This is a genomic window from Bacillus sp. lyk4-R2A-2, assembly GCF_030209735.1.
Classification (GTDB): Bacteria; Bacillota; Bacilli; order Bacillales; family Bacillaceae; genus Bacillus; species Bacillus pumilus.
Genome location: NZ_JARVRK010000004.1, coordinates 337,531 through 364,164, shown reverse-complemented (window position 1 = coordinate 364,164; position 26,634 = coordinate 337,531). Strand labels below are relative to the sequence as shown.

Sequence of the window (26,634 nt, the reverse complement as noted above, 5' to 3'; positions counted from 1 at the left end):
TGGACAGATACATGGAAGTACGCTATTTAGTTTAAAAGATGATATTCATTTGTACTTTAATATAATCATTTAAGCAAAAATAACGGTCTGAACCATCGGTTCAGACCGCATACAAATTTATCTTAGGATTGCTGCCGTATTAATCATCCCATTCTTGCTTCAGGATTTTGCCTGTTTTAGCGGAAATCTCAAAATCAACTTCCTCGCCGTTTGGTGTGGTGATTTCGACTTCATACAAGTACACACCATTTTCTTTATCTAAATCAGAATCTGTGACTGTTCCTTTTACTTTTGCAAGGGCAATTTGTTCAGCCTGCTTTTTAGTGATTTTCACATTCTTTTTCTTTTCTTTGACTGGATCATTCAGCGCTTTCCCTGTTTTGGCATCGACATATACTTTATATTCAAAGCCGCCTTTTTTAATCTCGACCTCATACACCCATTTTCCTTTTTTACGCTCAAGATCCACATCGTCCACATAGCCTTTCACAACTTTTAATGCTGCTTTTTCAGCTTGTTTCTTTGAGACAAACGATGATTTCTTTTGCACCACCTGCTCGGCGTTTGCTGTTTGATTTGTATTTTGCGCTTGAAGTGTAAAACCACCTGCGACAAGAGTTCCTGTTAATGCTGTAGCTACTAGTACTTTTTTCATCATGTTCATGTCCTCCTCTATTTGATTTCTCCTTTATCTTAAAGAAACAAGATGATAAAGGAAGGAAAGAAACATGAGAAAATCATGAGAAAAGGATTAGTTTTCGTACGTAATACCTTCAATGTCTCCTGTATATGCGTTCACAAGCACCTCTGCCTCTCGCCCATCAGGCAAATCCAGCTCAACCTCAAAGACGAGCATACCGCTAAATGTTTCAAGATCAGCATCATCCACTGTCCCTCCGACTTCTTTTACTGCAATTCGGATGGCTTCTTCGACCGTGATTTTTGTCATTTTCTTTTCTTTAGAGGTTGGGTTTTTCTTTTCTGCTTCAAGCACCTTAAACGTTTGCTTGTCGACATCGACTTGATATAATTCTTTTTTTGATTGGATCGTAAAAATAAAACGATCGGACTTTTCTTTCTTTTGAATGACCGTACCGCTTACTTTTTTAACAGCCGCTTCTTCTGCCAGAAGCTCAGCATTTTTTTCATTTGGCTTTTGATAGCTTTTTAACTGCTTGATTTCTTTCATTTGACCGCTTGCAGAAGATGCAATGATTTGATAGATCCCATTTGAATTTTCCAGGGTCAGGGTATAGTCCTGTTTATGATTGATTAAATCAATATTTGTAATGTTTCCATTGTAGTCTTTTGCGATGATTTTTTTGATTTCTGCTTCACTTAATATTTTTTGATCAATGGTTTGAATCATGAGCATTGCAAAGGCTGCAAGAACGACGAGACATCCTGCGAGCGCAAGCACCATTTTCGTTTTTCTAGACATGCAGCGCCTCCTTCCTATTTCCTATTTTATAAGGAGGAAATGAGAAATTGATGAGAAAAGACCTATTTTATTTCTGAAAAAGAATGGTCATGGTTGTCCCTTCGCCGATACGACTGTCCACCTTCAGTTCGGCCCCGTGCTCTTCCGCAATTTGCTTCGCAATTGAAAGACCAAGTCCGGTTCCGCCCGTCTCACTGTTTCTCGCTTCATCCACACGGAAAAAGCGGTCAAAGATTTTCGGCAGATCCTCTTCTTTTATGCCAATCCCATGGTCAACAACTGAAATAAACGGCTTCTCTCCCGCCCATCCGCAGGTCACATCAACGGGCTCTGTACTATATTTAACTGCATTATCAATCAAGATGGTCAAAAGCTGTTTGATTTTCTCTTCATCCCCCTCAGCGACGAGCGGCTGATCTGTTTGCACATCAGGATCAATGGTTCGATTCGTTGCGACTTCAAGTGTATGACATACCTGCTTGCATAAATGACCAAGATCAACTGGCTTCATGTCCAAGTAAAGCGGCTGACCATTTTTCGCAAGTGTTAATAATTGATCTGTCAGCCTTTTCATTTTTTTCGCTTCATCATGAATCGCTTGAGAGGATTCTTCTATAACCTCTGGACGTGTCTGTCCCCAGCGCTTTAGTAAATTGCTGTAGCTCATAATGACGGTAATCGGTGTCTTCAATTCATGAGAGGCATCATGCAAGAATTGCTGCTCTTTCTCATAATGCTTCTCGAGGATTTCTGACATTTCATTAAAGGTTTGTCCCATTTGATACAATTCATCCTTTGAATCGCCTGCTAGTTTGATTCGCTTAAACGCCTTCTCCTTCATACTTGCCTTCATGGTGCTCGTCATTCTACTAATAGGGCGTACGATTTGTTTTGTTAAAATGTGGCCAGCAAAATAGGAAAGCACTATAATTAAAACGCCAGCAGCGATTAAAATCATTCTTAATAACGCCAAATTCTCTTCCGTATTTTCGATTTCTTCATATACTTGAAGCGACACGATCTCGCCATTTGTCCAAATAACCGGAATCGCAGCGAACGCAACCATATGCTTGTTGTATTCTTTGATTTCTGCTGTCTGACCAGTTTCATATGTAAAAGGCAGTGAGCTAAACGTTGATTCCTTTGTGACAGTCAGCTTTGACTCACCCTTTTCTGTCACGACACGGATCATGCCATTTTGAGGTAGGTACGCCTTCAGCAGCTCCGAGGATGGAAGACCCTCTTCTTCTGATTTTTTTAAAGCAATGGCAATATTTTCAGCGACCTCAGACAGCCTGGACATATCTTTTTGCGTCAAGGTCATCGAAAAAATAAAATAAATGGCTGTATGAAACAGTAGCACCATTAAAAACAAGGACAACGATGTATAAAGCTGAATTTTATTTTTTAATCTCATTCTTTATCCTTTCATCACATAACCCACACCTCTCACTGTGTGAATCAGCTGTTTTTCGAATGGGTAATCGACTTTTTTCCTTAAATAACGAATATAGACATCCACTACGTTTGTGTCACCGAAGTAATCAAAGCCCCAAACGGCTGTTAAAAGCTGATCTCTTGTAAGCACTTGCTGCTGATGCTTCAGCAAGTGGACAAGCAGGTCATATTCTCTCGGTGTGAGCTCAAGCATTTGCCCGGCCCTTTGTATGTCTCTTGTTTTCTCGTTGACGGTCAAATCTGCTATGCTAAGCTCCGTTTCCTTCTCTTCTTGCGCCTTTATATTCAACCTTAGCTGCGCACGAATTCGCGCTAGTAATTCTTCTATGTCAAAAGGCTTTGTAATATAATCATTCGCCCCAAGATCGAGGCCGCTTACTTTATCAGGCACACTCCCTCTTGCTGTTATCAAAATAATAGGTGTCGCTGTATTTGTCTTTCGAACCCTTCTTAGCACTTCAAGACCACTTAATTCTGGAAGCATGACGTCAAGCAGCACCAAATCGAAGCTTTCCTCTTCAAGAGCCTGGAGTCCGCTCATACCTGTCTCTTTGACTTTGACCTCATATCCTTCATATTCAAGCTCTAGTGACAGCACCCTTGCAATTTTCTTTTCATCTTCGACTACGAGTATCTTCCCTTTGTTCATCTCTATCTCTCCTATCTAAAAGGCAAGCTTGTCTTTCCATTATTATATGTTGCCTTTCCCATTTGGAACAGTCACAAACTTCACGTCTTTTTTTACTTAAAAAAGGAACATATATTTAATAAAGCTGTATTCATTTTCATCAATTTTTAAACATAGTCATTCAATCTCACGAAATACAGAGAAATCAAATTGAATAGATGCTCAACAAAAAAAGCCTCTTTCTTGAGGCTTTTTATTTATTTCGTTTTAGGATTATTGTCAAAAAGCTCGTCTACTGTGGTATCCAGAACAGTTGCAATGTCAAAGGCTAATTGTAAAGTAGGATCATATTTATCATTTTCAATGGCATTTATGGTTTGTCTTGAGACCTTACAACGTTTAGCCAGTTCTTCTTGGGATAATTTAAAAGATTTTCTGAGTTCTCTAATATGATTTTGCATTTAATCACCATATTTTTTTCTGTAAATGATTAATGAAAACAAATATATGATTGAGATCAGAGTCAAAAACATGATAGGGGAAACTCCAAAACCTTTATAAGAATTTTTTTCTTGAATCATATAAAATATGGCCTGTGCGACTTCTAATACCAGTATACCGATTACCACCATAAAAGCATAGGATTGAGCTTTCGAGTAGATAAATTTCTTTCTCTCATCACCTTTTTGAATCATTGGTGCAATAAAGATGAACAGTCCGATCAGTAATAATATAACTGAATACACAATTTTTACAACATCCATTTATTCGTCCCCTCTCCATCAAAATGTAAAAAACTCTTTACATTTAAAATCATAGCATCATTCCGATAAATGTCAAATACTTTTTACATTTTATTTTATATAACGTTATCATAAAAAAACAATCATTCGCCCCTCGCTTGTGCTCTTCCTTCCCTTCTATTTATCATCTCCTGATTTCATTGTTATGTAGTTTGCCTCTTTTAGTCCTTTTCACCCATTTTCATCTATACAGGTGCAAGCTCACTATGCAGCATTTCCTTCTTTTTCATATGATATCAAGAGTTTTCCTCAAAAGCTGAGTTCTTTCGTCAAGATGTGAGGAGAACTGCACTTTTGATAATAGATTGATTATTTGAAAAATTATTACAATTGACCCTTTCCGATCAAAAGTTTCTTTTATACAATAACATTACGCAGCCTGAATCTACTTTGAAAACAAAATAAGGAGGGCTTTCTTATGAAAGGTGAAATTCGCTTAATTCCGTATGAAGTAAAAGCCAATGTGATGGAAGCGAAAGAGACGCCGGAAAGTATTCAGGAGATTAAAGCACCCGAACTTTGGTCAAGTGGCTTCAAAGGAAAAGGCATAACCATTGCTGTCCTTGATACAGGCTGTGACACAGAGCATCCCGACTTAAAAGATCAGATTATCGGAGGCAAGAACTTTACCGATGATGACAATGGAGATGCTGAAAATGTAAAAGACTACAACGGGCATGGTACCCATGTAGCAGGAACGATTGCAGCAACAGATCAAAATGGCGGAATTCTAGGGGTTGCCCCTGAAGCCAAGCTGCTGATCGTGAAAGTTCTTGGCGGTGAAAATGGCAGCGGGAAATACGAATGGATCATTAATGGCATCAACTATGCCGCTGAGCAGAAGGTGGATATTATCTCTATGTCTCTCGGTGGTCCAAGCAATGAGCCCGCCTTGCAGGAAGCCATTCAAAATGCGGTGAAAAGCGGTGTACTTGTTGTGTGCGCAGCAGGAAATGAAGGGGACGGGGACGAGCGTACAGAAGAATTCTCCTACCCAGCAGCATACAATGAAGTCATTGCCGTCGGCTCTGTCTCCCTTGCAAGAGAATCCTCTGAATTCTCCAACGCCAATAAAGAAATCGACCTCGTCGCTCCAGGAGAAGACATTTTATCCACTCTTCCTAACCATAAATATGGCAGACTCACAGGCACCTCAATGGCTGCCCCTCACGTGAGCGGTGCACTAGCCATTATTAAAAATGCCGAAGAAGAAGCGTTCCAGCGTAAGCTGACAGAGCCTGAGGTCTATGCTCAGCTTGTCAGAAGAACCCTTCCACTGAAGCAATCTAAAGCCCTCGTCGGAAATGGATTTTTATATTTAACTGCGCCTGATGTCCTTTTAGAAAAAACATTGGAAGCAGATCTTTTATCTCTATAGCTTGAATAGAGGTCCTGAGAATAGATAGAATTTTCTCAGGATTTTTTTAATTAAAATTATTCAAAATTTACTTTGACGAAATGAAATGGACGTTATATAATCGAACACAATAAATTCATAGTTTGAGAGTCGGTAATTCGATCATACGTCGAATTTTAATTGGGAAGACCGGTGAAAATCCGGCGCGGTCCCGCCACTGTGAGTGAGGAGAGCTTTTCTTATGAATCCACTGTCATAAGGACGGGAAGGATGAAAAGCTTGCAGATTCACCAGCCAGGATACCAGCCGCTCTATCACATCAAACCCCCTACGGTTGATAGGAGATGTCGGGAAAAAGCGTCAGTTCTGCTCACGCCTTATTTCGCACACACATTTTGTCTTTTTAAACCAGACATTTGCCCTCATCAATCTTCACCATGAGTGTAAATGTCTTTTTATATTTAGAGGAGGAATTGGAATTGACAATTGTTAAAACAAGTAATCTAGGTTTTCCGAGAATTGGTTTAAACAGAGAATGGAAAAAAGCACTTGAGTCTTATTGGAAAGGTCAAACTGACCGTGAAACCCTCTTAAGCACACTGGATGAACAATTTTTAACTGCCATTAAAACGCAAATTGATCAACAAATTGATGTTGTTCCTTCTGGAGATTTTACCTTCTACGATCACGTGCTCGATACTGCTGTCATGTTCAATTGGATTCCAGAGCGCTTCCGCAGCTTAAAAGACCCGCTAGATACATACTTCGCGATGGCAAGAGGAACAAAAGATGCTGTCTCAAGTGAAATGACAAAATGGTTTAATACAAACTATCACTACATCGTTCCAGAATACGAAAAAACCACCGAATTCAAACTCACACATAACAAACCGCTTGAAGCTTACGAAAAGGTGAAAAAGGCGTTTGGTGTTGAAACAAAACCTGTCGTACTTGGTCTTTATACATTTGTCTCACTTTCTAAAGGCTATGAACAAAATGAAGTAAAAGAGATTCAGCAGCGTCTCGTCCCGCTTTATACTCAAGTTTTAAAAGAACTTGAAGAAGCTGGCGTCAAATGGGTACAAATTGATGAGCCAGCACTTGTCACAGCTTCATATGAAGACGTGAAAGCCGTCAAAGAAATCTATCAAACGATCAAAGAAGCCGTACCTGCCTTAAATATTCTTCTTCAAACCTACTTTGATTCAGTAGATGCGTATGAAGAGCTTGTCACATATCCTGTTGAAGCCATCGGTCTTGATTTTGTCCATGATCAAGGACGCAATCTTGATCAAGTGAAAAAGCACGGCTTCCCGAAAGATAAAATTTTAGCAGCAGGCGTCATTGATGGAAGAAATATTTGGAGATCAGATCTTGGTGAAAGATTGTCATTCGTTTCTGAGGTCATTGCTGACGCTCAGCCGAAGGAAGTATGGCTGCAGCCATCAAGCAGTTTGCTGCATGTACCAGTTGCAAAACACCCAAGCGAACAGCTTGAAGAAAAACTATTAAACGGACTTTCTTATGCTACTGAAAAGCTGGCTGAATTAACAACATTAAAAGAGGGCTTAACAAAAGGAGCTGCGGCGATTGAAGCCGCCATCAATGAAGCCAAGCAAGCACTTCTTACTTTAAAAGAATTTGCAAAAGGAACCAATGCGGATTTCACAGCAGAACGCAACAATCTTTCATCGAAAGACTTTAAGCGTCCAGTTGCCTTTGAAGAGCGCCTTCGTATCCAAAACGAATCTCTTGAACTGCCACTCTTGCCAACAACAACCATTGGCAGCTTCCCGCAGTCTGCTGAAGTGCGAAGTGCTCGTCAAAAATGGCGTAAAAATGAATGGACAGATGCGGAATATGATGAATTTATTAAGAAAGAAACAAAAAGATGGATTGATATTCAGGAGGAAATCGGTCTGGACGTTCTCGTACATGGAGAATTCGAACGTACAGACATGGTTGAATACTTTGGTGAAAAGCTAGCCGGATTTGCCTTTACGAAATTTGCTTGGGTACAATCCTACGGCTCACGCTGCGTGAAGCCGCCAATCATTTATGGAGATGTCGAGTTTACAGCGCCAATGACCGTGAAAGAAACGGTTTATGCACAAAGCTTAACGGAGAAAAAGGTCAAAGGAATGCTGACAGGTCCTGTCACCATCTTAAACTGGTCTTTCCCAAGAACAGATATCACCCGAAAAGACATTGCCTTCCAGATTGCTTTCGCATTACGTAAAGAGGTAGAATCGTTAGAGGAAGCAGGGATTCAAGTTATTCAAGTGGATGAACCTGCGCTAAGAGAAGGTCTTCCGCTCAAAGAAAGTGATTGGGCAGACTATTTAAACTGGGCAGCAGAGTCGTTCCGTCTATCAACATCATCTGTTCAAAATGAAACGCAAATTCATACACATATGTGCTACAGTAACTTCGAGGATATTGTCGATACGATCGAAGACCTTGATGCCGACGTGATCACAATTGAACATTCACGCAGTCATGGCGGATTCCTCGATTACCTAGAGAAGCATCCGTATTTGAAAGGCCTCGGACTTGGTGTATATGACATCCATAGCCCGCGCGTTCCATCTGTCGAAGAAATGAGTCAAATCATTGATGATGCGCTGAACGTATGCCCGACAGATCGCTTCTGGGTGAATCCTGACTGTGGACTAAAAACGAGACAAGAGCCTGAAACCATTGCTGCTTTGAAAAACATGGTGACGGCGGCTGAAGTCGCTCGTAAAAAGCTGTCGCAGCATGCATAATTGATTTCCTCTCCCCTGCTATCATGGCGGGGGATTTTTATGTGCAAATTGTCCTGCTTGACCATCTACTAGGAGGTTTCCTTTTCTAGCATGATTCGTTTATACTAGAGAAGTCAGTCGAACAAAGGGAGGAAGACAATGAATCACGAAGATTTTTTACAACGCGCAATTGATCTTGCAGTAGAAGGAGTCAATAGTGGTACTGGCGGCCCTTTTGGAGCAGTCATTGTCAAGGATGGACAGATTATTGCCGAGGGAAGCAACAATGTGACAACAACAAATGATCCAACCGCACATGCTGAAGTCACAGCCATTCGAAAGGCGTGCCAAACGCTGAATACATACCAATTAGAAGATTGTATTTTATATACAAGCTGTGAGCCTTGTCCGATGTGTCTTGGTGCTATTTACTGGGCTAGACCAAAAGCGGTCTATTTTGCTGCTGGACATCAGGATGCAGCAGTTTCCGGTTTTGATGACTCGTTTATTTATGAAGAAATCAATAAAGATTACGAATCAAGAAATATTCCATTTTATCAGCTGACACTTCAAAAAACCCTTGCACCATTTGAAGCATGGGAAACATACGAACAAAAGAAAGAATATTAAAAAAAGACACCTGCGCTCATCAGCAGGTGTTTCTTTTTTTCAGCGTGATAGAGGACCTTTTTTATTCAGCCACTTCAAGCTCTACTTCGATGTTCCCTCTTGTTGCTTTTGAATATGGACAGAATTCATGCGCAGCCTCAACAAGCTCTTTCACCTTGTCATGGTCAAGGCCTTTTGCAGATACAATCAGCTTGACACCAAGCTTAAATCCGCCATCACTTTCATCTTTTAAAAGACTGACATGTCCCTCGACTTCTGATTCAATGTTGCCCCCTTGCTTTTTCGCTACTTGTTCAAGTGCCCCTCCGAAACAAGCTGCATAGCCCGCTGCAAATAATTGCTCTGGATTCGTACCAGTTTCTCCGTCTTTCTTTGCATTAGGCATGACAATGTTATGATCGAGCACACCATCTTCTGAACGAACATGTCCAGCTCTTCCATGTTGTGCCTTTACTTTTGCTGTGAATAATGGTTTCATCTTCATCTCCTCCTTTATCTATTTATTCCTTTCACGTTCTATCCATTTCTCAAACATTTATCGCACATTAAAGAATTTTTTCGTTTTTGGGCTGTATTTATTTTAAAAAAGAAGAAAATCTTATACAATGATAAGTATGACAAAAAATAGTTGGTGACTGACATGACAAATGAATTCGAGCATATGAAGCTGGAAAATCAGCTTTGTTTCTTGTTATATGCAAGTTCAAGAGAGATGACGAAGCAGTATAAACCGTTATTAGAAGAGTTAGACATTACGTATCCGCAATATTTGGCACTGCTTTTATTGTGGGAGCATGGGACATTAAATGTGAAAACGATGGGAGAGCTTTTATATTTAGACTCCGGTACACTCACACCTATGCTGAAACGGATGGAGCAAAACGGACTCATCATCCGCGAGCGCTCGAAAGAGGATGAACGTTCTGTGCAAATTCGTTTAACGGAATATGGCGAGCAACTAAAAGAGAAGGCTACTGCAATTCCATTTCAGATGCTGTCTGGGACAGGCAGATCGGAAGAAGAGTTAAAAACGCTGCGCGCCTCTTTGCATGAGCTTTTGCAAAAATTAACACAATCAAAAGGCTGAGGGAACATTCCCTCAGCCTTTTATGATATTAATTATTGTGCGACAGCTACTAATTCTACTTCAATATTTCCTTGAGTTGCTTTTGAATATGGGCATACGCCGTGTGCTTTATGAACAAGCTCATCTAATGCTGATTGCTCGATTCCAGTTCCTTTTACTTCTAGCTTAACGCCTAGTTTGAAGCCGCCATCTGAACTGTCTTTCACTAAGCTCACATGTGCTGTTACTTCACTTTCAAAACGGATACGCTCTTGTCTTGCGACCATTTGAAGGGCTGAATCAAAACATGCAGAATAGCCTGCTGCAAATAATTGCTCTGGATTTGTTGCTTTTTCAATTTTTTTCGCTCTTGGTGTTCCAGGCATTGCTACATCATGCTCAAGCACACCATCAGTTGAAACAACCTTTCCTTCTCTTCCTCCTACAGCTGATACCGTTGCAGTAAATAAAACTTCTGACATGTATATAACCCTCTTTCTCTCCAATAATATTTTCTACAATTGAATTGTACACAATTAAAATTCAAGAGTCAACGAATACACACTCTTTTTTTAAGATTTCCTTTCTCCTCTATTTTATGTACACAGTAAAAAAAGCCCTTAATAAGGGCTTTTAGATGATGTCATGCTGCGCATTTGGTTGTTGTAGCGTATGGTTTCTGTTATCCGGGTCGGCATTTGCTGCTGCCAGCCATAACGCCAGGATGGTGATGCTTGTACAGACGACTGCCCATTTTTTAAAATTCATATAAACAATCCCCTCTCTGAATATAGATTCGAGCATGTTCCGCTTCTCCGTAGAACATGGAAGATTTTTCATAATCTTCCATTTCATTATAATACTTTGCGGTATCTAATGCCAGCTCCTCTATATCTGGATATGCATAGGCAGACTCTAAAAAATGAAAAATTTGTTTAATATGCTCCGCATCTTGCTTTAAATACAATGCTTCTAAAAATATCGTCTTTTGAATATGAATGTCATCTTGAAGTGCTTCTGCTCGCTTCATACATTCTTTTCTGTAGTGTAAGGCTTCTTCGTGTTTACCTTGTTTGTATAATATCTGAGCGGCTGTATAAAGAGGGTCTATGGATCGACGAAGGTGATCGGATTGATTTTGGTCAAATAACGAGATGGATTCTTTCATTAGTTCGAGTGCGCGGTCAAGATTGCCCATTCGGTAATAACTGTTGCCCATATTAAACAAAGAGGAAGCAATAAAACGCACATTTTGAAAGTCTCTTGATCTCGCAAGCGCTCTCTCGAGATGTGGTAATGCCTTTTCATGTCTTCTCATATCATCATAATTACCTGCCACAATAAATTCGCATTGGATCGTGCGAAGCGCATATAGCTCATGCTGAATATAGACATCTCGCGCCAGTTTGGCATGATGCATCGAGATATGTGTTTGTTTCATGTGATAATATATTTCTGACATTTTAAAATGAAATTCCGCACGTTCAATATCATCTGACACAAAAGAAAGCTTGTGCTCTGCCTTTTGATAAGACGAGATGGCAGCAATATACTGCCTACGGCCAAATTCATACATGCCTCTGAAAAAATGATAGTAGTATTCAAGCATGCCTGTGACATGTGTTTGATGCTCATCTATTTCTTTCGAAAGCTCGGAAAAGTTGGCGCGAAGCTTTCCTTCCTTTAATGGCTTTAAATAATCGAGCATGACCTCATGTCTGAATTCCATTAAAGAAAAATAGAGAAGCAAATTCTGATCTTCTTCCATTGAATCAAGAGAGGTGCGAATTTCCTGCTTTAGTTGTTCTGCTTGTTCTGAATCAAATCTGCGGATTAATTCATACCACTTGTTGATTTTCACTCCAATATCCGAAGAGGGAATGATTTTCGCCATACGTTGCCTTCTCCAATCTTCTCAAAATATAAAACATTACCATATTTTATCATACTTGACCGAAGAAATACAAAAATGAAAGGAAAAAGAGAGTCCTTTTGTCACAAGACTCTCTTTTGAATTCGTTATTCTCTTATTTGTCCTTGACCGCGAATGACAAACTTTTCAGAGGTTAAGGCAGGCAGACCCATAGGTCCTCTTGCATGCAGTTTTTGTGTGCTAATCCCTATTTCTGCTCCGTAGCCAAATTCAAAGCCATCTGTGAACCGAGTAGAGGCATTATGATAGACAGCGGCAGCGTCGACAGCTGTTAAGAACAGTGACGCATTTTGATCATTTTCCGTAATGATCGCTTCAGAGTGCTTGGAGCTATACGTTTGTATATGCTGAATCGCTTCTTCTATATTGGCTACGATTTTAATACTGACAATCGGCGCTAAAAACTCTGTTTCATAGTCCTCTGTGGTCGCTAATGAAGCACTTGGCGCAAGAGCACATACAGCTTCATCGCCCCGTATCTCTACCCCATTTGCATGAAGGGCTTCAAATAACGAAGCGCCATATGTTTTTGCCCATGTTTCATGAATGACAATGCTCTCGATCGCGTTGCAAACAGACGGCCTTTGGGTTTTTGCATTCAGCACAATCTGCTCAGCCATTTCGTTTTTCGCTGTTTCATCAATGTAGATATGACAGTTCCCTGCACCTGTCTCAAGCACTGGCACGGTAGACTCTCTCACAACAAGATCAATTAAATTTTTCCCGCCGCGCGGAATAAGGACATCCAGATATTCATTTAAAGTGAACAGCGTTTTCGCCGTTTCACGGCCTGTATCTTCAATCAATTGCACACTGTCTACTGGAATATCCGTTGTGTGAAGCGCTTCATGGATCACCTTCACAATCGCTTTATTACTATGGATGGCAGAGGAGCTCCCGCGAAGAATAACAGCATTCCCAGTTTTCAAACAAAGGGTGGCAGCATCTACAGTCACGTTTGGTCTTGCTTCATAAATCATTCCAACCGTTCCAAGAGGCACACGCACCTTTTCGATGTACAGACCGTTTTCTTTTTGAATGGTTTCTAATGTTTCACCAATTGGGTCTTTTAGGTGAATGAGTTGAAGGGTCGCGTCTGCGATGGCTTCAATTCTCTCCTCCGTGAGTCTAATCCGGTCAATAACAGAAGGCGTGAACTGCTTTTCCTCTGCAGCCTGCACATCCTTTTTATTCTCGTCGAGTAAATAAGCGGAAGATGCTTTAAGTGCCGTTGCGATGGCATGTAAAGCTGCATTTTTTTGCTCCGTCGTTTTTAGGAGCAGCTGATCTTTGGCTACACTTGCTTTTTTTGCTTTTTCAAGAACTTCATTCATCGTATTCCCTCCTCAGTTTTGTACATGCTGTACCCAGTGATCTCTGTGTATGACTTCAGGCTTCTCATTTGAAAGCTCATCACTTCGCATTCCTTTAATACCGCGAAGCTCATCGGATGCGTACAAGGTTTGTCCTTTACCTACTAGTCCATTCGGACCGACCACTTCAACGACCTCTCCTTTAGAAAAGTCACCAGCGACATCAATGACGCCAGCTGGAAGAAGACTTCTGCCATGATGCAAAATCGCCGCTTCCGCTCCTGCATCTATCATAATTTTCCCAGAAACGGGTGAATGGAATTGAATCCATTGACGGCGGTTGTTAACAGCTGATAAGTCCTGTTCTCCGATATACGTTCCGTCTCCTTGACCCGCTAGAATATGAAGCAGCTTATCCTCACCAGTACCTGTACCAATGAAGACTTTCACGCCTAGTGAAAGTGCCGTTTGTGCAGCAGACAGCTTTGATTTCATCCCGCCTGTTCCCACTTTTGAGCCTGTGCTCTTCGCATATGAAAACAATTCTTCTGAAATGTGTGTTAGTACATCAAAACGCTTCGCCTCAGGATGCTCATTTGGATTTGCATTATAAATACCGTTAATGTCTGTTAAGATGATCAATTGGTCTGCATGAATTAATCCACTGACAAGAGCTGACAGCATGTCATTATCACCAAAGGTAAGCTCCTCAATGGAGACAGAATCATTTTCATTAATGATCGGTAAAATTTTTCTTTCTAGCAGCTCCATCATCGTTGCATAAGCATTTCGATATCTTGTTCGATCTGAAAAGTCATTACGGGTTAAAAGCATTTGTGCAGGTGTCATGTGAAACTGTGAAAATAGTTCTGTATATTTCTGCATTAATAAGCCCTGACCAACGGCTGCTGCTGCCTGTTTTCCCTTTAAGGTCACAGGTCTTGATGGATACCCTAAGCTGCCAAACCCTGCTGCCACGGCTCCTGATGAAATTAAAATAATTTCATGCCCAGCCTCTTTCAGCTTTGCTATCGCTTTCACATGATCCTGCATTTTTTGTTCATCAATGGCTCCTTTTTGCTCTGTTAATGAACTGCTGCCAATTTTGATGACGATCCTTTGCTTTTTCATTATTGATTCCCTCCGCTATACCTTTAGGCACAAAAAAATCCCTTTTTCTCCTTATGTAAAGGACGAAAAGGGATTTTCCGTGGTACCACCTTCATTGAATAAGCATACTTCTAGCTTATTCCACTCAACTCCTGTAACGCCAGGCACGCGCTTAGATTTTTCCTCTAAGGCTCAAAGGGCAGGTTCAGCAGCTGTCTGCGGCAAATGTTTCAGCATGTCATTTGCTCTCTTTACGCATCAGTTCCTGCTTACTATTCCTTTTCAACGCTCGTTAATTTTTTTATATTATCACCAATTGCTAAGGAAAAGTCAAGCGGTCAATTAAATACAATCGTTTTATTCTCATGCACAATAATTCGATCTTCTAGGTGCCATTTGACGGCACGTGCAAGCACACTCCGCTCAATTGTTCGGCCAATATTTTTTAAAGCTTCCGCATCATCCCTGTGATCTACACGCTCAATATCCTGTTCAATGATCGGTCCTTCGTCTAAATCATTGGTCACATAATGAGAGGTTGCGCCAATTAATTTGACTCCTCGCTCATATGCACGCTTATATGGATTCGCACCGATAAACGCTGGCAGGAAGGAATGATGAATATTAATGATTTTGTTCGGGTGTTGTTCTATAAATCCAGGCGTTAAAATTTGCATGTATCTAGCAAGCACAATGGCATCAATATCATACTCTTCTAATAATGTGAGCTGCTGTTTTTCCGCTTCTTTGCGAATGTCTTTGTTCGCCTTCACAAAATGGAACGGAATTCCAAGCGCTTCTACTGTATCTTTTGCCGTTTCATGATTGCTGATGACGACCGCAATTTCAGCCATCAAATTGCCGCTTTGCCATTCCCATAGCAGCTCATGTAAACAATGAAGCTCTTTTGACACAAAGATTGCCAGCTTTTTCAGCTCACTTGCACGCGACATGCTCCACGTCATTTGAAAAGATGCTGCAATTGGTTCAAACTGCTGCTTCAGCTGATCCATATTTGCCGAGATGTCTTTCCAATCAAATTCAATTCTTAAAAAGAACCGGCCGCTTTCATGATCTGTTGTGTATTGGCTGGATTCAATGATATTTGCTCCGTGCTCAAATAAAAATGAAGAGACAGCTGATACAATTCCAGGCTGATCCGGGCAGCTGACAAGCAATCTTCCTTTTTGCTCATGCTTTTGTCTGTGTAATTCAAGTTTCTCTGTTATCAAAGTTCTCATGTATCATGACCTCATTTACGTTTTCATTCTAATGAAATATTATACTGGACTGGAAAGAGAAAAAGCAATGTAGAGCCCTATTTTTCATTGAATATTCATTCAATTCTGCACCTATCGTGATATAATGTGAATAGACCTTTTATCATAAAAGGAGTGATGGAGATGAAAAGTATGACTTTGTTTGGAAAAGTGAGCTTTTGGCTCGGCATCATTTGTCTAATCACAGGTATTTTCCTTTTTATAGCCGGTGAAAGACTCATTCCTTTTCTCACATTTGGTGTGTGTTTTCTGCTTGTGAGCCAGCTTTACCGCAAAAATGAAAACGATTCCAATCATCATTCGATGTAACAAAAGGCTGGCATCTATCTGCCAGCCTTTTCTTATTCAATGATTTTCAATCCTACTGCCGCAGATAAAATCAGTGCGATGAAGAAAATACGTTTTGCGTCTTTCGATTCTCCGTAAAACAGCATACCGACGATGGCGCCTCCAGCAGCTCCGATTCCAGTCCAAATGGCATACGCCGTTCCCATCGGAATCGTGTTCATCGCAAGAGACAGCATCAGAAAGGACATCGAAAAGCCAGCCGCAATGAATAAAATCCATTTGACATGCTTGTCTTTTTGGAATTGGTTCATCATGGTCACACAAAACATTTCTAAGATGCCTGCTCCAATAAGTAAAAGCCAGCTCATGATTCAGCCTCTCCCTTCTTTTCACCTGTTGTCAGCTTCAGTCCTAATACACCGCACAAAAGCATGACAATCAAAAGCAGTTTGACAAGCTGAACCGGCTCACCAAGCACCATGCCTATGACGACGGTTCCTGCTGTCCCAAGCCCGGTAAAAACGGCATAAAGTGTGCCAACTGGGAGTACACTTGTTGCTTTCAGGAGTAAATAAAAGCTCACGATAATACAAACGATGGTTGCGCCCCATTCTATGAGCGAGTGGGCATATTTCAACCCCATCACCCAGCCGACTTCAAAGATGGCCGCAATAAAGACATTTCCCCATTTCATCTGATCTTCTCCTTTCTGAACGATTCCAACCAACAAAAAAAGCCTGGAAATCGATCGTTTGATCAAATCTCCCGGGCTTTTATCCCTCCGTGTCCATATGGCCTCTTCTAAGACCCTATGTGTTTTCTCTCGGTCCAGACTGCGCCAGCGCACGGAACCCTAGAAAACCAATTCATGATAAACAGACCTGACTTAGAGCAGATTCTGTATTAAAAATCTTATCACACCCCAATATGCCGGTCTACCAGTTTGCTCTCCCTCTTCAAATATACTTGTTCATTTTTCGAAAGAAATGATTTCGGACCGGCGTATACTAAGTGTTAGAAACAGATCAACTGATAAAGAAGATCTGCGGGATATTTGCGTGCTGCTAACCGAAGGGAAATGAACGTATATGACAATCCATTTATTTTTTATTACATTGACGATCAAGCGTAAATACAAGGACATGGAGACCGTTCTTTACGAACAAGAAGTTGAAACATTTTATGAAGAAATGAAACAGAAACAACTAAAGTATATGAACTAAAACAGAAAAAATATGGAAGAAGGACCAAGTTAGACACGCTCAGACGTTAAAGGAACGATCATATCGCTGGTATAATGAACTCAGATTGATGTGATGAACGTTCAACTTTAGGATGCTGCATTTACAGATCATCCGTTGTATCGGCCCAAATAATGAAACCAAGAGGTGGATCGTATGATGATAACCGACGAACAGAAACATGAATTTTATCAAGCACTGGTTGACAAGAATCCGCAATATGACGGCACATTCTTCGCCGGCATTAAGACGACCGGTATCTTCTGCCATGCCACATGTACCGCTAGAAAACCAAAATATGAGAACTGTGAGTTTTTCTTTACAGCAGAGGAAGCACTGCTAGCAGGGTATCGTCCGTGCAAGCGCTGCACTCCATTAACCTATCCAAACAGCATTCCAGAAGAAGTCAAAACACTCGTTTCAGCAGTTGAAACACATCCTGAAAAACGCTGGAAAGAAGAGGACTTTCGCGAGTTAGGGATTCACTCTGCAACGGCCCGGCGGAAATTCAAAGAAATCTACGGCATGACCTTTGTTCAATATGCGAGATCACGCCGAATGGGGCTTGCCTTTAAAGAAATTATGAATGGAAAAAAAGTGATTGATCAGCAGGTCGCCTTGGGCTATGATTCTTCGAGTGCCTTCAATGATGCCTTTACCAAAATCATGGGAAATCCCCCTAAAAAGACGCAAACCAAGATTCTCCACGCTAATTTTATTTCCACACCGATTGGACGGATGATCAGCGTGACAGATGCCGCGCATGTGTATTTACTGGAATTTATGGACAGGCGGGGACTAGAAAAGGAAATTGAGAACATGAGAAAAAAGCATCATGCGCGTATTTTAGTTGGGGAAACAAACGTCCACCAACAATTGGTAAAGGAATTGACCTTATATTTCGAGAAAAAACTGACGCAGTTTACCGTACCACTTTCCATGCATGGCACCCCTTTTCAAATGAAGGTGTGGGACCTGCTCACACGCATTCCATCAGGCGAAACAAGTTCATATCGAGATCTTGCTGTGATGCTGGGCGATCCGCATTTGGTCCGGGCGGTAGGGAATGCAAATGGTGCCAATCAATTGGCGATCATCATTCCATGCCACCGCGTCATTCAAACAAGTGGTGAGCTTGGCGGCTACGGCGGCGGGGTTGAACGTAAGAAATATTTACTTCAGCTAGAACAGCGGATATAAAATAAAAACGGCTCTGCTTATTTTGTAAGCGAGCCGTTTTCTTCGTTGCGGGTGATGCTGTATACATCAATGATTTGGTCCCATTTTGAAATGGTTTTTTCTTTTTTCATGCCCATTTTTAAAGCGACCTTTACCGATGCTTCATTGTCTGGGCGGATTAAGCTCACCATTCGTCTGACCTTCATTTCTTCAAAACCATAGGTGAGACAGCCTTTTGCGGCTTCAGCAGCATAGCCATTTCCCCACGCTGCTTTTTTTAGCATGTAGCCGATTTCAAGTTCTGTTTGTCCTTCAATGTTTTGCAGAACAATCCCGCTTTGTCCAAGTGGTTCATTCGTTTCTTTGTCTTCAATGATCCAGAGAGAAGTATGATACATACGGTCATTCTTTTGATTCCATGCAATCCACTCTTTCGTCTGCTGCTCATCCTTCAAAGAAGGATAATACTTCATTACTTCTTCATCTTGGAACAACATGTCATATAAAAATGATGCATCATGTTCATTCATCGTTCTCAGTCTAAGGCGCTCTGTTTCAAGCACTGTGCGTGTTTGAAGTTTCATTTATGATCCCCCCTCACTTACTGATTAAAAATATCACCGAACAATCCATTTGAATCTGGGACAAAGTAATGGATTCCCGCACCGGTTAAACTAGCTGCCAGCGCCGTCCACATCATTAAACTGACTGTCATCCACACCGCAACTTGCTTTCTCTTCGTCCCGAAGCTCATGCACATAAATGCCGCTAGATGACTGCCGATGATAAAAGGACCAATAAGCGCTAATCCCGGGAGACCATATCGTTCCCAAATTTTTCTGGCTCGCAGTTGCTTTTTTTCTCCTTTTTCATCACTTTTGTCCTCTTTTCTTCTCAACCGCCATGCTTTGAAGCGGTCTACGAAAACAATGAGGAGCAAGACTGTGAGAAAGTTGCCGATGAATCCGATTACAGCCGTTGTCACAGGATGCAGTCCACCTAAGATGGCCAGTGGAACAACACCAACCACTTCAAAAAAAGGCAAAGCAGCCAATACAAAAACAAGTACATATCCCCATAAAATATCCAAGCATAGAACCCCTTTTCATTTTTGTCCTCTTCCCATTGTAATGAAAAATACGCTACCATTTCTACATTTTTTTAGAAAAAGAAAAGCACACCGGATGGATGTACTCTATTTTTTACATCGTGTTTTCATTTTTCTTGTTCGCTCGGCGTAAGGCCATGAGCATAAGCCCTATTACGATCACAACCGATAGTAGACTTTGCATGAGAAGCACGCTTGGTGATGTCCAGCCAAGCCATTCGAATATGAGCTGCGGTCCGAAGAAGATAACCGGTATCAATGAAACGACATTCGCCTTTAAGATTGCATTAAAGACAATGATACATAACAGCATAAGCAGGATGACGCCCCATCTTTGACCTGAGGTCAGCACAAGTAATGGTGTGCCGAGCTTTTGATCCAATAGTTTGATTGTGACCATTGAAGTCAGTTGAAAGATTCCTAAGATCCAAAAATAAAGAAATTCCCGGCCGCCTGTCTGAAAGGCAGACGCTCTAAACATCACAATAATCATGATGACATTGGCTACTAAAACGAGCGGATAGCCAATTAACGCATACCAAGAATAGGATAAGCTTTGACTGATCGCATCTGATAAAATCATATAAAAGAGTGAACCAATTAAGAAGGCACTGACGAAAGGAACCCAGTCTTTATGGTTTCCTGACAGCTCTTTTGCGAGTTCATCAGCATAGCCCCTCGGATCTCCGCCAAACACAGCCTCCCCTGTTTTGCCGTCTTTTTCAGCCTCAACCGCATGTGTCGTTAGCTCATCCATTAGCTCATCAATTTCGTCCTGATTTTTCCCCTTTGATATGAGATAGAGTTTCAGCTCTAGTAGGATGTGTCTTGTTTCTTTTGATACCATAATCTCACTTCCCTTTTTGTAGTAAACAGTTCACATTTTTTGAAAGCTCACTCCAGCGGGTAATAAACTCTGTGAGCGCTTGTTCTCCAGCTTGTGTGAGCGTATAATATTTCCTTTTCGGCCCGCTTGCTGATGCTTTTGTGACAGTGGTCACAAGCTGTTCCTTTTGCATACGCAGCAGAATCGGGTAGATACTGCCTTCACTAATTTGATCAAATCCATAATGAGCGAGCTTCTTCGTCATTTCATATCCATAAATCTCACCCTCTGAAATAATCGACAGCAGGCAGCCTTCTAAAATTCCTTTTAGCATTTGTGTGGATGTTGTCATCTTTGTTCCTCCGATTCCAGTACCTTGCATCACAAGATAGCATCATCTTACCACACACTATCTTGCCATGCAAGATACCGTTCTAGAAAAAAATCACCGCTTAAAGGGTGATTTTTACGCCCATGGTTTATCTGTCCCAAGTGCGTCAGCCAGTGCCTTGCTATGCTTTCGGCGGCTTTTTCTTTCTTCAGCCCGCTGTTTTGCGGTTTGATGCAGCATGATTTCTTCCTCTGTTTCCGGCATGACTTGTGGGACTTTCTTAGGCTTCCCATTGTCATCTAACGACACAAAGGTAAGAAATGAAGTCGCTGCGAGTCTGCGCTCTCCAGACATCAAGTTTTCTTTGATGACCTTGACGAACACTTCCATAGAAGACGTACCCACCCATGTGACATAGGACTCTAAACATACCGACTCCTTTTGTCCAATCGGCTCTAAAAAATCAACTGAATCCATTGATGCCGTGACCGTTTCACATCGGCTGTGCCTTGCTGCCGAGATGGAGGCAATGTCATCTATATAACTCATTAATTTTCCACCAAATAAGGTTTGGTGATTATTCGTATCGAGAGGGAATACCCTGCTGGTTTTGACAACTTTTGATTCCTTGCAGTATTTAAAATTTTCTTCACTCATCATCATAGCTCCTTCTTGCTGTTTTCGTGAATGCGGAACGACTTTTATTAAACACTATTCTTTTAGGTTTGTCTAAACATTTTGCTTTAGTCTCCTGTGAGAGATTTTCTTTCGGAAATGTTTCAACTATGACTAGAACGAGGAATAATAGAACTATGAACAAACAAGGAGGCCATTTGATGGATTCTATGAGAGCAGAACAAATACACAAAATGCCGCAATGCATGAGTGAATATGACGATTTACAAGAAGTCCTTTTATGCAGTCCCATCTATATGGAAATCAAACAGATCATCAACGAAACCCAAAAACATTTTGCAAGAGAAAATATTTCTCAAATGAAAGCCATTACTCAGCATAAGCAATTGATCCAAACCCTAAAAGACCATCAAGTACGCCCCATTATGCTTCCTGCAAATGACCGCTTTCCTGAACAAGTGTTTACCCGGGATATTGGGTTTACGATTGGACATACACTCTTTGTTTCAAGCATGGCCGCTCCAGTTAGGCAAGGAGAAGAACAATTGTTAAAAGAGTGGGCACAGGGAAATGGGTTGAAGACTGTTACCCTGACAAATGGAACGATTGAAGGCGGCGATGTGCTTGTGGATCAAAGACGCGTATTTGTCGGAACGAGCAAAAGAACAAATCCAGCCGCTATTCATGAGCTTAAAAAAGAACTGCCGGATCATGACATCATTCCCATTCATCTTCCTGCTCACATTTTGCATCTCGATTGTGTGATGAATATTCTCTCTCATGATGAGATATTGATTTATCCAGAAGCGTTCAAAAAAGAGGATCTTCACCTGCTCAACATGCATTATCATCTAATTGAAATAAGCGAACAAGAGCAATTCACACTCGGCCCAAACGTTTTATCCATTGGACAGAAAAAAGTGATCAGTTTGCCCATCAATCAAGAAACAAATGCTGCATTAACCGCTCACGGCTACACTGTCATTGAAGTGGATTTTTCAGAAATCATTAAATCTGGCGGCTCTTTTAGATGCTGCACATTGCCGATTCGGCGTACGTTCACTAAAAAAGCCAGCGTGTAGAACAGTTTGTCTACTTGCTGGCTTTTTATCTGCCTATTTTTATGTCCGATCGTATAAATGACAGGCGACATCATGCCCTTCTTCTACTGCTTGTAATGTTGGCTTTTTTTCAGCACACACATCCATCGCTGCAGGACACCTTGTTCGAAATACACAGCCGCTTGGCGGGTTCACTGGACTTGGAATTTCTCCCTTTAAAATGAACCTTTTGCGCTTGTCCTCCACGTCAGGATCTGGAATGGGGATCGCTGACAGCAATGCTTGTGTATAGGGGTGCAGCGGTGTTTGATATAACGTATCACTGCTAGTCAATTCGACGAGATGACCTAAATACATGACACCGATTCGGTCGCTAATATATTTGACCATCGACAAGTCATGCGCAATAAAGAGAAATGTCAGCCCTTCCTCCTTTTGCAGTTTCTTCAGCAAATTCACGACCTGCGCTTGAACGGAGACATCTAGTGCAGAAATTGGTTCATCTGCCACAATAAATTTCGGCGCTAAGGCGAGTGCTCTTGCAATACCGATTCTCTGCCTCTGCCCTCCGCTGAATTCATGAGGATAGCGCGTGGCAAAGTCATAGCTAAGTCCAACAGCTTCCAGTAGTTCTTTCACCCGGGCAACCCTTTTCTTTTGACTCCCATAAAGGTTATGAATCTCCATTGGCTCCAGCATAATATCTTTTACAGATAGCCGCGGATTTAAGGAGGAATACGGATCTTGAAACACCATTTGAATTTGCCGATTAAAATCAAAGGATTCTTTTTGTGAAAGGTGATGAAGGCTTTTCCCTTCATACAAAGCTTCTCCATCTGTCGGTTCATAAAGGCGCATAAGCACTTTTCCAAGTGTGGATTTCCCGCAGCCGGACTCGCCAACAAGGCCAAATGTTTCGCCTTGTTTCAGCTGAAAGGAGACACCGTCTAGCGCTTTTAGCGTTCTTCCTTTCGATAGATGAAAATGTTTTTTGAGATTGTTTACTTGTAAAAGTGGTTCAACTGCCATGACCTTTGCTCCTCTCGCTTCGCAAATACCGTCTTGCACCTGCCCATTCTTTTTCATATGAAGTGCCAGCAAGGGAAAGAAGTTCAATTTCTCTGCCGGTTTTAGGCGAATGAAGCATCATACCGTCACCTGCGTAGATCCCCACATGGCGGACTGCTCCCTTTCCGTTGTCATTGGCGAAAAACAATAAGTCGCCTTGTTCTAAATGGCTTGATGCGACCGGTGTTCCTTGCACTGCTTGGTCACTTGCATCCCTCGGCAAAAGATATCCGCACGCTTTATACATGCTGTAAGCAAAGCCCGAACAGTCATAGCCAAAGCTGCTCATGCCGCCCCATAAATACGAAAGACCAATAAATTGTTTTCCCTTGTCTACAACATCTTTGCCGGCCATAGAAAAAATGGATGAAACTGGCTGCACATCTGCTTTATTGATTTCTCTCGTCCCTGCTGGTGTGACAACACGAAAGCGATCACTCGTTTCTTCTACAGCTGCGAGCTCTGTTAAAAAACTAATTTCCATGTCCGCTTGCCCGTTTCGATAGAGCATGGCTTTTTTCTGACAAACGATATGAGATATAGTTGGTGCACTTCCTTCTGTCACTTGCTTTAGTTGGTTTGCAGGTATATAGCCAGGATAGCCTTGTGGGTGTTTCCGGCTGGCCTGCTGCGGAATAACGACTTTCATCCAGCCGTCTGTTTCTTCTAAGCCAATGACTCGTTCACCGAGCAGTACTTGCGACTGGATCAGATTTTCTTCACATAAAGCCAGTTTTTCTTCATATGTTTGCTTGTCAATCCACTCTTTGAATTTGAAGGAGCTCTGAAGTACCTTTTGATCGATTTCTCTCGGTGACTGCGGCGCTGTCCATACGTTCGCAACTGCAACCTTTGATTCAAATATCATCATGAGACTCCTTTCACTCCTTGAATGCCTAACCCATGATGCGGCGGGAAAAAGATATCTTTTCCTTTGTACACGATTCCTCCGTCCACCATGTCCTCTTTTAGCATGAGCGGGGCATCAAAATCATAGCGGGTGATATTTGGCTGGCTGGCGGCGAGATGAGCGGCTGCTGTAATGCCAAGTTTTGACTCAATCATGCTGCCAATCATGCACTTTACGCCGTATGCTTCTGCCAGTGCATTGATTTTTAGGGCTTCTTTTATGCCGCCTGATTTCATTAATTTTAAATTGATTAAATCACAGCTTCTCGTTTCAAGCACCTTGATCGCATCATGAAAACTAAAAATACTTTCGTCTGCCATTATCAGTGTATCTGTTGCCTCCGTCACACGGCGTAGGCCTTCGATATCTTCTTTTGGCACTGGTTGCTCGACTAGTTCGATATTCAGTGGCTCCATTTTCCGAATGGCTACGACCGCTTCCTTCCACGTCCAGCCCTGGTTCGCATCGAGTCTAATCTGAATATCCGGCCCGATCTTTTCTCGAATTCGCTTGATACGCTGAATATCGGTATCTATATCATCTTTTCCTACCTTGATCTTTAATGTCTGAAAGCCTTCAGTTGCGTATTGCTTCGCATCTTCCGCCATCTCAAGCGGACGGTTTACACTGACCGTATAATCGGTTTCAAGCTGACTGCGATATCCGCCAAGGTATTGATAAAGCGGAAGTCCTGCCTGCTTCGCTAAGCCATCATAAATGGCCATGTCAACCGCTGCCTTTGCGCTTGTGTTGCAAGCGAGCACCCTGTTCATATGAGAAAAAATTTGTTCATATTCTGACAAGGAAGCTCCAAGCAAACTCGGTCTGATCACTTCGCAGATGGCATAGTCGATGCTTTCCAGCGTTTCACCTGTAATCACTGTTGTCGGGACTGCCTCTCCGTAGCTGACGTCACCTTGATCATATGTGATGATAACGATTAGAGATGCTGCGTCATACACCGTTCGTAAAGCGGTTTTGAAAGGTTTTTTTAGCGGTACACTCATTCTGAATGTACGAACATCAACGATTTTCATTTGATCACCTCTTTCGCTGCAACGCCTGGAGAAATGTGCAGGTTTTTTCCTGTCGCATCTAATGCAGCCTGCGTGCCCATTGGAATGGCAAAGTTTGGCGAAGAATGACCGATCCGGAAGCCCCCAAGTGCAGGTTTCTTTTGCGGGACAATATAGGTGTCCCATACTTGATTCAATGTGAGGGACTGATTTTTCTTTTTTGGCTCACATTGATGAAAATCTCCAATGATGAATCCAGTCGCATCATCCAATTTTCCAGCAGATGTGAGGTGCTGCATCATTCGATCGATTTTATAGGGTTCTTCGTCAATATCTTCAATGAACAAAAGCTTTCCCTTCGTATCGATTTCAAAAGGCGTACCAAGTGTTGTCACGATGAGGGCAAGATTTCCTCCTGCAATCTCACCTGAAGCGGTGCCCGGATAGAAAGTATGAAGGGGTGACAAGTGGTGCGCATACGTAAAGGCTTTCGGTGCGAACAGCTGTAAAAAGGTATCTTTCGTATAAGGATGGACCTCCTCAAGTCCCACATCAGAGGAAAGCATTGGCCCATGAAACGTCACAAGACCCGTCTGCTGCTGGATGGCCGTATGTAAAAACGTAATATCACTATAGCCCCAAAAGATTTTTGGATTCCGGCGAATCAGGTCATAGTCAATGGCTTCCGCAAGTCTGCCAGTCCCGTATCCTCCGCAAGCACAAATAATCGCCTTCACTTCTGGATCTTGAAACATACGATGAAGATCCTCCACTCTTTCATGATCATGACCTGCTAAATATCCATACCGGCGGCCCAAATACTTCCCTTTTTTCACCTTTAGCCCGAGGCTTTCTAAAAAGGCAATCCCTTTTGCTAATTTCAGCTCATCAGGAGGGCTTGCTGGTGCAATAATCCCCACCGTATCCCCTGTTTGAAGTGCCACTGGCAGCTGGCTCATGCCATATCCCCTCTTTCTCTTTGTTTCTTTCAATCTATGGGTTTCTGCTTCATAACATGAACGAATATAAAGGAACAGACGCTTTTATCTAAAAGCGTCTTAGATTGTTGACAAAGGGCTAAAATGATGTTTATTTTAGCCCTTTGTCTTCTTTTCAGCGTGATAGAAAACCTTTGCAGTCTAGGAAGGACGAGCACTGGCGCGGAGCGAATTTGTCATTCGTGAGCACCAGCGCGCAGGACTGA

Annotated in this window: 32 protein-coding genes, 2 riboswitches and 1 other annotated feature; of the genes, 8 read left to right on the top strand and 24 right to left on the bottom strand. The window is 41.8% G+C overall.

Annotation, left to right across the window (positions count from 1 at the left end; genetic code table 11):
• Positions 1–139 precede the first annotated feature (139 nt).
• From QRN39_RS04625 to QRN39_RS04600, 6 genes are all read right to left on the bottom strand, one after another.
• Positions 140–658, bottom strand: a complete 519-nt coding sequence (locus tag QRN39_RS04625; protein WP_050945185.1) for a PepSY domain-containing protein — start codon at positions 656–658, stop codon at positions 140–142.
• A gap of 93 nt (positions 659–751) precedes the next feature.
• Positions 752–1,441: a PepSY domain-containing protein gene (locus QRN39_RS04620; RefSeq protein ID WP_003211196.1), complete on the bottom strand. Its 690-nt coding sequence runs from the start codon at positions 1,439–1,441 to the stop codon at positions 752–754.
• Positions 1,442–1,508: 67 nt separating this feature from the next.
• The gene (locus QRN39_RS04615; RefSeq protein ID WP_050945186.1) at positions 1,509–2,858 is read right to left on the bottom strand and encodes a HAMP domain-containing sensor histidine kinase; all 1,350 of its coding nucleotides are present in this window, start codon (positions 2,856–2,858) and stop codon (positions 1,509–1,511) included.
• A 3-nt stretch (positions 2,859–2,861) separates the two neighbouring features.
• On the bottom strand, positions 2,862–3,548 hold the full coding sequence (locus QRN39_RS04610) for a response regulator transcription factor (RefSeq protein WP_253622684.1): 687 nt from the start codon (positions 3,546–3,548) through the stop codon (positions 2,862–2,864).
• A gap of 236 nt (positions 3,549–3,784) precedes the next feature.
• The gene (locus QRN39_RS04605) at positions 3,785–3,988 is read right to left on the bottom strand and encodes a helix-turn-helix transcriptional regulator (RefSeq protein ID WP_050945187.1); all 204 of its coding nucleotides are present in this window, start codon (positions 3,986–3,988) and stop codon (positions 3,785–3,787) included.
• On the bottom strand, positions 3,989–4,291 hold the full coding sequence (locus QRN39_RS04600; RefSeq protein WP_050945188.1) for a hypothetical protein: 303 nt from the start codon (positions 4,289–4,291) through the stop codon (positions 3,989–3,991).
• A gap of 457 nt (positions 4,292–4,748) precedes the next feature.
• On the opposite strand from QRN39_RS04600, the gene QRN39_RS04595 reads away from it, so the two are divergent.
• The 3 genes from QRN39_RS04595 to guaD all read left to right on the top strand — a co-directional run bounded on the left by QRN39_RS04595 (position 4,749) and on the right by guaD (position 9,064).
• Positions 4,749–5,708 carry a S8 family peptidase gene (locus tag QRN39_RS04595; protein ID WP_003210884.1) on the top strand — a complete coding sequence of 320 codons (960 nt, stop codon included), beginning with the start codon at positions 4,749–4,751 and terminating at the stop codon, positions 5,706–5,708.
• A gap of 112 nt (positions 5,709–5,820) precedes the next feature.
• Positions 5,821–6,012: riboswitch (cobalamin riboswitch) on the top strand.
• A gap of 154 nt (positions 6,013–6,166) precedes the next feature.
• A complete protein-coding gene (gene metE, locus QRN39_RS04590) occupies positions 6,167–8,455 on the top strand; it encodes a 5-methyltetrahydropteroyltriglutamate--homocysteine S-methyltransferase (protein ID WP_284906274.1) in 2,289 nt (762 codons plus the stop codon).
• 138 nt (positions 8,456–8,593) lie between these two features.
• Positions 8,594–9,064, top strand: a complete 471-nt coding sequence (guaD, locus tag QRN39_RS04585; protein WP_003212370.1) for a guanine deaminase — start codon at positions 8,594–8,596, stop codon at positions 9,062–9,064.
• Positions 9,065–9,125: 61 nt separating this feature from the next.
• Here the strand turns inward: guaD and ohrB are convergent, their stop codons facing one another.
• Positions 9,126–9,542 (bottom strand): organic hydroperoxide resistance protein OhrB, encoded by a 417-nt coding sequence (ohrB, locus tag QRN39_RS04580; RefSeq protein WP_284906273.1) that lies wholly within the window; start codon positions 9,540–9,542, stop codon positions 9,126–9,128.
• 162 nt (positions 9,543–9,704) lie between these two features.
• Between ohrB and QRN39_RS04575 the strand changes: the two genes are divergently transcribed.
• Entirely contained in the window at positions 9,705–10,151 is a 447-nt protein-coding gene (locus QRN39_RS04575; protein WP_003212097.1) for a MarR family winged helix-turn-helix transcriptional regulator, read from the top strand.
• 32 nt (positions 10,152–10,183) lie between these two features.
• Here QRN39_RS04575 and QRN39_RS04570 read toward each other — a convergent pair whose 3' ends face one another.
• From QRN39_RS04570 to purU, 6 genes are all read right to left on the bottom strand, one after another.
• The gene (locus tag QRN39_RS04570) at positions 10,184–10,612 is read right to left on the bottom strand and encodes an organic hydroperoxide resistance protein (protein WP_044138892.1); all 429 of its coding nucleotides are present in this window, start codon (positions 10,610–10,612) and stop codon (positions 10,184–10,186) included.
• 151 nt (positions 10,613–10,763) lie between these two features.
• A complete protein-coding gene (locus QRN39_RS04565; protein WP_003211284.1) occupies positions 10,764–10,898 on the bottom strand; it encodes a hypothetical protein in 135 nt (44 codons plus the stop codon).
• A complete protein-coding gene (locus QRN39_RS04560) occupies positions 10,888–12,024 on the bottom strand; it encodes a Rap family tetratricopeptide repeat protein (RefSeq protein ID WP_284906272.1) in 1,137 nt (378 codons plus the stop codon). Before QRN39_RS04560 ends, QRN39_RS04565 begins: the two co-directional genes overlap by 11 nt.
• A gap of 125 nt (positions 12,025–12,149) precedes the next feature.
• Complete coding sequence (locus tag QRN39_RS04555; RefSeq protein WP_284906271.1) at positions 12,150–13,397, bottom strand: glutamate-5-semialdehyde dehydrogenase; 1,248 nt, start codon at positions 13,395–13,397, stop codon at positions 12,150–12,152.
• A 12-nt stretch (positions 13,398–13,409) separates the two neighbouring features.
• Complete coding sequence (proB, locus tag QRN39_RS04550; protein ID WP_106029829.1) at positions 13,410–14,507, bottom strand: glutamate 5-kinase; 1,098 nt, start codon at positions 14,505–14,507, stop codon at positions 13,410–13,412.
• Positions 14,508–14,562: 55 nt separating this feature from the next.
• Positions 14,563–14,781: a binding site (T-box leader), on the bottom strand.
• A 43-nt stretch (positions 14,782–14,824) separates the two neighbouring features.
• Positions 14,825–15,727 (bottom strand): formyltetrahydrofolate deformylase, encoded by a 903-nt coding sequence (gene purU, locus QRN39_RS04545; RefSeq protein ID WP_003212058.1) that lies wholly within the window; start codon positions 15,725–15,727, stop codon positions 14,825–14,827.
• Positions 15,728–15,889: 162 nt separating this feature from the next.
• Between purU and QRN39_RS04540 the strand changes: the two genes are divergently transcribed.
• A complete protein-coding gene (locus QRN39_RS04540) occupies positions 15,890–16,075 on the top strand; it encodes a hypothetical protein (protein WP_050945194.1) in 186 nt (61 codons plus the stop codon).
• A 32-nt stretch (positions 16,076–16,107) separates the two neighbouring features.
• On the opposite strand, the gene QRN39_RS04535 is transcribed toward QRN39_RS04540, so the two are convergent.
• Positions 16,108–16,422, bottom strand: a complete 315-nt coding sequence (locus tag QRN39_RS04535; RefSeq protein WP_003212530.1) for a DMT family transporter — start codon at positions 16,420–16,422, stop codon at positions 16,108–16,110.
• A complete protein-coding gene (locus tag QRN39_RS04530) occupies positions 16,419–16,748 on the bottom strand; it encodes a DMT family transporter (protein ID WP_003211810.1) in 330 nt (109 codons plus the stop codon). The genes QRN39_RS04535 and QRN39_RS04530 overlap by 4 nt, the downstream gene beginning before the upstream one ends.
• A 66-nt stretch (positions 16,749–16,814) precedes the next feature.
• A riboswitch (guanidine-I (ykkC/yxkD leader) is annotated at positions 16,815–16,922 on the bottom strand.
• 220 nt (positions 16,923–17,142) lie between these two features.
• Here QRN39_RS04530 and QRN39_RS04525 point away from each other — a divergent pair.
• Positions 17,143–17,277 carry a YrzI family small protein gene (locus QRN39_RS04525; protein WP_003212325.1) on the top strand — a complete coding sequence of 45 codons (135 nt, stop codon included), beginning with the start codon at positions 17,143–17,145 and terminating at the stop codon, positions 17,275–17,277.
• Between the two features lie 174 nt (positions 17,278–17,451).
• The gene (locus QRN39_RS04520) at positions 17,452–18,495 is read left to right on the top strand and encodes a bifunctional transcriptional activator/DNA repair enzyme AdaA (RefSeq protein ID WP_113386954.1); all 1,044 of its coding nucleotides are present in this window, start codon (positions 17,452–17,454) and stop codon (positions 18,493–18,495) included.
• Positions 18,496–18,512: 17 nt separating this feature from the next.
• Here QRN39_RS04520 and QRN39_RS04515 read toward each other — a convergent pair whose 3' ends face one another.
• The 5 genes from QRN39_RS04515 to QRN39_RS04495 all read right to left on the bottom strand — a co-directional run bounded on the left by QRN39_RS04515 (position 18,513) and on the right by QRN39_RS04495 (position 21,396).
• Positions 18,513–19,058, bottom strand: coding sequence for a GNAT family N-acetyltransferase (locus QRN39_RS04515; RefSeq protein WP_137054731.1), 546 nt, complete (start codon positions 19,056–19,058; stop codon positions 18,513–18,515).
• A gap of 17 nt (positions 19,059–19,075) precedes the next feature.
• Positions 19,076–19,564, bottom strand: coding sequence for a small multi-drug export protein (locus QRN39_RS04510; protein WP_284906270.1), 489 nt, complete (start codon positions 19,562–19,564; stop codon positions 19,076–19,078).
• 112 nt (positions 19,565–19,676) lie between these two features.
• Positions 19,677–20,429 carry an HAAS domain-containing protein gene (locus QRN39_RS04505; RefSeq protein WP_284906269.1) on the bottom strand — a complete coding sequence of 251 codons (753 nt, stop codon included), beginning with the start codon at positions 20,427–20,429 and terminating at the stop codon, positions 19,677–19,679.
• Between the two features lie 4 nt (positions 20,430–20,433).
• Positions 20,434–20,760, bottom strand: coding sequence for a PadR family transcriptional regulator (locus tag QRN39_RS04500; RefSeq protein ID WP_012009682.1), 327 nt, complete (start codon positions 20,758–20,760; stop codon positions 20,434–20,436).
• 114 nt (positions 20,761–20,874) lie between these two features.
• A complete protein-coding gene (locus QRN39_RS04495) occupies positions 20,875–21,396 on the bottom strand; it encodes an acyl-CoA thioesterase (RefSeq protein ID WP_034619972.1) in 522 nt (173 codons plus the stop codon).
• A 179-nt stretch (positions 21,397–21,575) separates the two neighbouring features.
• Here QRN39_RS04495 and QRN39_RS04490 point away from each other — a divergent pair, with 179 nt between their 5' ends.
• The gene (locus tag QRN39_RS04490) at positions 21,576–22,457 is read left to right on the top strand and encodes a dimethylarginine dimethylaminohydrolase family protein (protein WP_226805087.1); all 882 of its coding nucleotides are present in this window, start codon (positions 21,576–21,578) and stop codon (positions 22,455–22,457) included.
• 39 nt (positions 22,458–22,496) lie between these two features.
• Here the strand turns inward: QRN39_RS04490 and QRN39_RS04485 are convergent, their stop codons facing one another.
• Genes QRN39_RS04485 through QRN39_RS04470 form a run of 4 tightly spaced genes read right to left on the bottom strand, consistent with a single transcriptional unit; the run spans position 22,497 to position 26,389 of the window.
• Positions 22,497–23,465 carry an ABC transporter ATP-binding protein gene (locus QRN39_RS04485; RefSeq protein WP_003211497.1) on the bottom strand — a complete coding sequence of 323 codons (969 nt, stop codon included), beginning with the start codon at positions 23,463–23,465 and terminating at the stop codon, positions 22,497–22,499.
• Positions 23,455–24,372: a C40 family peptidase gene (locus tag QRN39_RS04480; RefSeq protein WP_226805085.1), complete on the bottom strand. Its 918-nt coding sequence runs from the start codon at positions 24,370–24,372 to the stop codon at positions 23,455–23,457. The genes QRN39_RS04485 and QRN39_RS04480 overlap by 11 nt, the downstream gene beginning before the upstream one ends.
• Positions 24,372–25,451 carry a dipeptide epimerase gene (locus QRN39_RS04475; protein WP_284906268.1) on the bottom strand — a complete coding sequence of 360 codons (1,080 nt, stop codon included), beginning with the start codon at positions 25,449–25,451 and terminating at the stop codon, positions 24,372–24,374. The genes QRN39_RS04480 and QRN39_RS04475 overlap by 1 nt, the downstream gene beginning before the upstream one ends.
• Entirely contained in the window at positions 25,448–26,389 is a 942-nt protein-coding gene (locus QRN39_RS04470; RefSeq protein WP_050945201.1) for a S66 peptidase family protein, read from the bottom strand. Before QRN39_RS04470 ends, QRN39_RS04475 begins: the two co-directional genes overlap by 4 nt.
• Positions 26,390–26,634 lie beyond the last annotated feature (245 nt).